Origin of the sequence: Mesorhizobium sp. B2-7-1 (assembly GCF_006440735.1) — a bacterium.
Classification (GTDB): domain Bacteria; phylum Pseudomonadota; class Alphaproteobacteria; order Rhizobiales; family Rhizobiaceae; genus Mesorhizobium.
The window spans coordinates 1-6192 of the sequence record NZ_VFUA01000185.1 but is presented as its reverse complement, the minus strand read 5'-3'; the positions used below and the strand labels follow the sequence as shown (position 1 = coordinate 6192).

The 6192-nt window shown below is 62.7% G+C and carries 6 protein-coding genes; 3 read left to right on the top strand and 3 right to left on the bottom strand.

Translation table 11 applies throughout. From position 1 onward, the window contains the following. The 3 genes from FJ471_RS33935 to FJ471_RS33925 form a co-directional block, all read right to left on the bottom strand. Window positions 1–1508 (bottom strand): oxidoreductase (locus FJ471_RS33935; RefSeq protein ID WP_140810923.1); only part of this gene is annotated, 1508 nt, incomplete at its 3' end. 29 nt (window positions 1509–1537) lie between these two features. Continuing rightward, window positions 1538–2251, bottom strand: a complete 714-nt coding sequence (locus FJ471_RS33930; protein WP_246684915.1) for an FkbM family methyltransferase — start codon at window positions 2249–2251, stop codon at window positions 1538–1540. 185 nt (window positions 2252–2436) lie between these two features. After that, window positions 2437–3216: a PIG-L deacetylase family protein gene (locus tag FJ471_RS33925; RefSeq protein ID WP_281408554.1), complete on the bottom strand. Its 780-nt coding sequence runs from the start codon at window positions 3214–3216 to the stop codon at window positions 2437–2439. A gap of 134 nt (window positions 3217–3350) precedes the next feature. Between FJ471_RS33925 and rfbF the strand changes: the two genes are divergently transcribed. The 3 genes from rfbF to FJ471_RS33910 form a co-directional block, all read left to right on the top strand. Continuing rightward, window positions 3351–4121, top strand: a complete 771-nt coding sequence (rfbF, locus tag FJ471_RS33920) for a glucose-1-phosphate cytidylyltransferase (protein ID WP_140810900.1) — start codon at window positions 3351–3353, stop codon at window positions 4119–4121. Window positions 4122–4124: 3 nt separating this feature from the next. Then, entirely contained in the window at window positions 4125–5168 is a 1044-nt protein-coding gene (locus FJ471_RS33915) for an SDR family oxidoreductase (protein WP_140810893.1), read from the top strand. A gap of 22 nt (window positions 5169–5190) precedes the next feature. Further along, a partial coding sequence (locus FJ471_RS33910; protein WP_140810886.1) for a class I SAM-dependent methyltransferase occupies window positions 5191–6192 on the top strand: 1002 nt, incomplete at its 3' end.

The following is a 6192-nucleotide window of genomic DNA, read 5'->3' as shown; positions in this document are numbered from 1 at the left end:
CACCCAGCCCCACCCACTTCCGACGTGCGCTGTTCCAAGGCGCCGGCAGTGCCGGCAAAGTGGTCGGCATGGACGAGGTTCGTCCCTGCCTTGTTCCACGGGACCTCCAGCGGCGAGATCAAGGAAATCGGGACTTCGCGGGGGTGAGCTTCGAAACTGTGCCATTGCGGCTCGCCGTCCAAGCTCCCCCACAGTCCGACGCCGGTCCCCGCCACCATGGAATCCGGCTCCCTGGGCGCATCGAACAGGTGTGTCCCGTCCAGGAAGCACCTTGCCTGCCCGTCCCAATCGAGGATCTGGACCGAATGGAGCGAGCCTTCATGCAGCACACGCGCGGCGTTAACCGCAATCACCTTCTCCCGGCCCTCCTGCACATGGATCAGTGCGCACCCAAAGCCCGACAGCTTTAGCAGCCAAAAATCTAACTTGTCCGAGAACCGCCAGACCAAGCCAGCCCTATCCGAAGCTGCACGCACCTCAAAGGTAGCATGGATCAGTCCCGACGGACGGCCGGGATCGAGGACGGTGAGACGGCCATCCTCGTCCTGCACAATGCACCACCTTCCCCCGATCGCCGCAACCTGTCCAGCAGACTTCGCCCCTCCCGAATCGGCCGCGTGAGCGGTCCCGAACGGTGCTGAAAATTCCGGGATCCGGCCGACATGCACAGCCTGCACACGCGTGTCGACCCGAAAACCTATCTGGCCGAACGCCGCTTGGTGGACGCCGGCAAAAAGCTGCCTGTCCTTGTTGAAGGCATCGATCGCGATCGGACGCATCATCGGAAAGGCGGCCACGCCATGCGCCGGCTGGTCGGCCGCCGCGTAGCAGACGGCCCCCTGCTGCCGCAGCACCACGATATAATACATATGGATATTCTTCAGCCGGCGAAACGCGCTCAGGCAATGCTTTCCAACACGGGCCCACAGCTCGCCGTTTTCACCCTCGGCCGCATGCACGATGAAACCGCAACCGTCGACGACCGGGTCGATCGGCGCCTCGCTGGAGAACCAGCCTACGGCTAAATTCTCATCGATGTTCGGCCCGCGATAGGTCCAGGACGTACTAAGGGCCCACCAGAGAAAGCGGCGAAGGGTGAGCCCCTTGCGGGGCGAGCGGATCAGCGCGACCAAGCGGCCAGGCCATGGATCAATCCCCGGTCCTCGTAGCCAGCGCCATATCCGCCTGGCAAAATCGTCAGGCAGTCGCGATCCCTGCGACGTGTTGTGGCCGTTCGTCACCGACACCAGCAGTGTCAGACCGGCCTCTCGCCGGAAAGGGCCGTAGGAGACGCCTTGCCGTCCCCAACCTGGCCTCATAAGCGGCTGCAGCCGCAGCGCGCCGTGATCGATCGCAATCTGTCGCTCGGCGTCCCGTCCTCGGCGCATGCCGCCCTTTGTCGCCGGCGTCCCGATCACGCCGCCGCGTGAGCAGTCGTCCTCGAAATTATCGATGACGATCGCTTCCAGCCGGGCGCCGCCCGCAACCGCCTTTCCGGCCGCGTCCAATCCGTCGTCATGAAGCTGTAGGGATGTCCTCACATCCTCACCGGCTGCGCAAGCAGATGCAGCACCTGCCAGGCATCGTCGGCATAGGAGGGAGGCAACGGCGACAGGGTATAGCCGGCCGCGGTCAGGACATCGGCGATCTCGCGCGTCTTCCGGTCAGCCCCCTCTTTCGTCTCATCGTCCACCTCGCACAGGATCCTTGGACGATGCACCCTCAAGGTCTTGGCCATGCCGCGGAACACGTCGACCTCCGCGCCTTCCACATCGACCTTCACAAGGGTCGGAGGCCGAAGGCCATGCATCGCGATGGAATCGTCGAGCGTGGTCATCTCGACCTCGATGCGCCCATTCATGTCCGGAGGCGTGGACACGGCGGCGAGCGTCGCGCCGCCCAGATGGCGCGCCAGAAACAGCTCCGCCCGCCCGGTCTCGGCTCCCACGGCCTCGGCGAACACGTGGACGCCAACCAGCCCGTTGGCCTCGCAACTGCGCGTGATGGCCGCCGCGTTCCGCGGCACCGGTTCATAGGAATAGACCTGGCCGACGGGGCCGACACGCCGGGCCGCGATCAGTGAGAAGAAGCCGATATTCGCGCCGATGTCGTAGAACACGTCGCCCGGCATCAGGTTCGATACGATCGCCTCCTGGACGGGAAGCTCGTAGGTGCCCTTGGCAAAATTGGGATCGGCGCCGCGCGAAAAGACACGCAGCCCGGCGGCTTCCCCTGCGGCGATGGTCGGCATTCCAGAAAAGACATCGTGAAGCTTGGCCGCCAACTTCATAGCATCCATCCAACCAATTCAGTTCACCCAACTGCGCTGGCATCGAGGATGACAGAACGAGCCGCTGCCTTCGAGTTCTACATCCGTCGCTGCGCTCATACTTCCGGCGATACCCAATTGGGTAATGCGCGGCGGCGAGCCCCTCTTCACATGTTGAGGTGGTACCGAGTGAACATCTCGTGGTCGCCGAGCTGCCGCGCCAGGAAATCGCCGGCGCTCACGTCCTCGAGCACTGGCCAGTCATCCTGTCCCGCCGGACGCTCCATTTGCGACCGATGCGCCATCAACGCGTGGCGCTTCGCCTCCAGCACGTCGCCAACGAAGGCGCTGGAATTGTATAGCCGAATCGCCCGCAGGCCAGCGAAAGTACGGATCGTTTGCCGCAGCGCAGCGCGGTTCAGGCCAGGCGCATCGCCGTGCAAGCGAACCCAAGGCCACTGGTGCCAGTACCAGATCGGATATTCGAACAAGGTCGTTGGCCGACCATAGAGTCTGAGCGCCTCGCGCACGCCGGCGTTGGCGGCGACGTGATCGCGTGGCGGCTCCTGTGCATGCGTGACGAATACGCTCTGCGGCCGCCATGCGTCGAGGAGCATGGCGATCCCAGCGGCGATCTTGCCAAGATGGTGTTCCGCGCTGCCGTCCGGAACGCGCAGAAAAGTCACGCTGTCGGCGGATCCGCCCAGCCGCCGGACTGCTTCGATCGCCTCTTCCTCACGCATGGCCCGCAACCTTCCAGGATCGACCCGATCTCGGTGCGATGCCGATCCGTCAGTCACGAACACAAACCGAACGTCAGCCCCCGACCTCAGCTTCTTGATGGCCACGCCTCCGCATCCCAACGTCTCGTCGTCGGGGTGGGGAGCTACGATGATCGCAGACGATCGCCAGTCGGCTACTTCAAAAGGATGAGACCCCAGACGCATCGCCCTATCGAACATAGCGCCAATCGTATGCCTGACGTCACGCATCCATGCCCCCGCTTATCCCTTCTCCCGTATGGCCCAGCACGATTTCCACATGTTAGCAAAAAACGATAGGTGGCGAGGGGTGGGAACTAATGAAAGTAGGAATCCTTGCTGGCGGACTGGGAACGCGGCTGGCGGAAGAAACCGAGATTCGGCCGAAGCCAATGGTCGAGATCGGAGCAAAGCCGATCCTCTGGCACATCATGATGCATTACTATGCTTACGGTCATCGTGAGTTCGCGGTCGCGCTGGGTTACAAAGGCGAATACATAAAGCGCTGGTTCAGCGACTATGTCGCTTATGACGGGACGTTGACCGTTAGCGCGGCGTCCGGACGGGTGAAGCGCCATTCGAACTCGCTTCCCGACTGGTCCGTCGACCTCGTCGAGACCGGCCTTCACACGCTGACCGGCGGTCGCATAAAGCGCCTCATCGAGTGGATAGGCGACGAAACCGTCATGCTCACCTGGGGTGACGGCGTCTCGGATGTGAATCTCGACGAGTTGCTCGACTTCCACAGGTCGCACGGCAAGCTCGCGACCATGACGGCCGTGCGCCCGCCAGCGCGCTATGGGCACATCGAGTTCGACGGCGACCGCGTCGTCGACTTCACCGAGAAGCCGCAGGCGTCGGAAGGATGGATCAACGGCGCGTTCTTTGTGCTCGAGCCCGGCATCAAGAAATACATCGATGGCGATGACGTCATGTTCGAGCATGCGCCGATGCAGCGTCTGGCGGCCGACGGCCAGTTGATGGCCTATCGCCACGAATCCTTCTGGCAATGCATGGACACCATCCGCGAGAAGCATCTCCTTCAGAAACTATGGGACAGCGGGAACGCGCCCTGGAAGACGTGGAACTGAACGATGAAAGTTCTGGTTACAGGCCATCTCGGCTATATCGGCTCGGTTCTGACCCCGATGCTTCTCGAACGGGGTCATCAGGTCACCGGGCTGGACAGCGATATCTTCCGCTCGTGCACGTTCGTCGGCACGCTCGCCCACACACCCCTGATCGAGAAGGATATCCGCGACATCGAGCCCGACGATGTCGCAGGCTTCGACGCCATCATCCATCTTGCAGGGCTTTCCAACGATCCGCTCGGCGACTATCGCCCGAACCTGACCGAGGAGATCAACTGCGGCGCTTCGGTAAGGCTCGCCCAGCTTGCCAAGAAGGCCGGGGTGCGGCGTTTCCTCTATGCGTCGTCCTGCAGCAACTACGGTGCCGCCGGCGATAGCTTCCTGGCCGAGGACGCGCCTTTCAACCCGGTTACGCCCTATGGCGTATCGAAGGCCAACGTCGAACGGGCGGTCGCGCCAATGGGGGATGAATCATTCAGCCCGACATTCCTGCGCGCTTCGACCGCCTACGGGCTGTCGCCGCGCATCCGCTTCGATCTCGTGGTCAACAACCTGACGGCCTGGGCCTATACGACCGGCCTGGTATACCTGAAGAGCGACGGCTCGCCCTGGCGTCCGATCGTCCATGTCGAGGATATCGCACTGGCCTATATCGCCGTGCTCGAAGCCGAGCGGAACCTCGTCCACAACGAAGCGTTCAATGTCGGCCTGACCACGGAGAACTATCAGATCCGCGAGATCGCGGCCCTGGTGCAGGCGATCGTTCCTGGAAGCCGCGTGGAGTTCGCGCCGGACGCAGGCCCGGACAAGCGCTGCTACCGTGTGGACTGCTCCTATATCGGTCGTCGCCTGCACGGGTTCAAACCGCAGTGGACGGCCCGCCGCGGCATCGAACAACTCTATGACAGCTTCCGTGCCGCGAACCTGGCGCTCGAGGATTTCGAGGGCGAGCGCTTCAAGCGCATTGCCCATGTACAGAAGCTGATCCGCGACGGCGAACTGGACGGCGACCTGCGCCGCACACCGCAGTTGGCGATGGCGGTGTGAGCGGCGGCAAGGAGACACGGCAATGATGATTCCCGGCGTGGCATCGGTAACCGAACGCGTCTGCCGTTCCTGCGGCGGCAGCCATCTGGATACGTTCCTCGATCTCGGCACGACCCCCCTTGCCGACCGGCTTCGCCCGAAAGTCGACGATGGCGAGAGGGAACCGGCCTTCCCGCTTAAGGTCGCTTTTTGCACTGACTGCAGCCTCGTGCAGATCACGGAAACGGTGAACCCGAAGATCCTGTTCGCGGATTCCTATCCCTATTATTCCTCGTTCTCCCAGGCGCTGCTGAATCATTCGCGTGAAAATGTGCTCGATATGATCGAGCGTCGCGACCTGACCGCGGACAGCCTCGTCATCGAACTGGCCAGCAATGACGGCTACCTCCTGAGAAACTATGTGGAGGTCGGTATCCAGGTGCTTGGAATAGACCCGGCCGACGGCCCTGCGGCGGCGGCCGAAAAAACTGGCGTCCCGACACGCCTGGCGTTTTTTACCCGCGAACTGGCCGAGAAGCTGCGCGAGCAGGGCCTGCAGGCCGATGTAATCCACGCCAACAATGTGCTGGCTCATGTCGCCGACACGAACGGCTTCGTTGCCGGTATCGCGCGCCTGCTGAAGGACGACGGTATCGCGGTCATTGAGGCACCCTATGTCGAGCCGATGATCGACCACTGTGAGTTCGACACGATTTACCACGAGCATCTCTGCTATTTTTCGGTCAGCGCGCTGGACAGACTGTTCCGGCGGCATGGCCTCTATCTCAATGAGATAAAGCACCTGGCCATCCATGGCGGCTCGCTTCGACTGTATGTCGAGCCGCAGGAGCGGGTCGGCGCAAGCGTGCGGGACCAGCTTGCCCACGAGAAGGCGCGCGGGATCGACGCCATCGGCTACTATCGCGATTTCTCAGCTACGGTCGACAGGTTGAAGGTCGAACTCTCCGAATTGCTGCGTCGGCTCAAGGCCGGCGGCGCCTCGATCGCGGCCTATGGCGCGGCGGCCAAGGGCGCCACCTTGATC

Bases quoted from the DNA above. Each gene is read 5' to 3' on its own strand.
- FJ471_RS33930 (WP_246684915.1), bottom strand. From the start codon at position 2,251: ATGCCGACCATCGCCGCAGGGGAAGCCGCCGGGCTGCGTGTCTTTTCG.
- FJ471_RS33925 (WP_281408554.1), bottom strand. From the start codon at position 3,216: ATGCGTCTGGGGTCTCATCCTTTTGAAGTAGCCGACTGGCGATCGTCT.
- rfbF (WP_140810900.1), top strand. From the start codon at position 3,351: ATGAAAGTAGGAATCCTTGCTGGCGGACTGGGAACGCGGCTGGCGGAA.
- FJ471_RS33915 (WP_140810893.1), top strand. From the start codon at position 4,125: ATGAAAGTTCTGGTTACAGGCCATCTCGGCTATATCGGCTCGGTTCTG.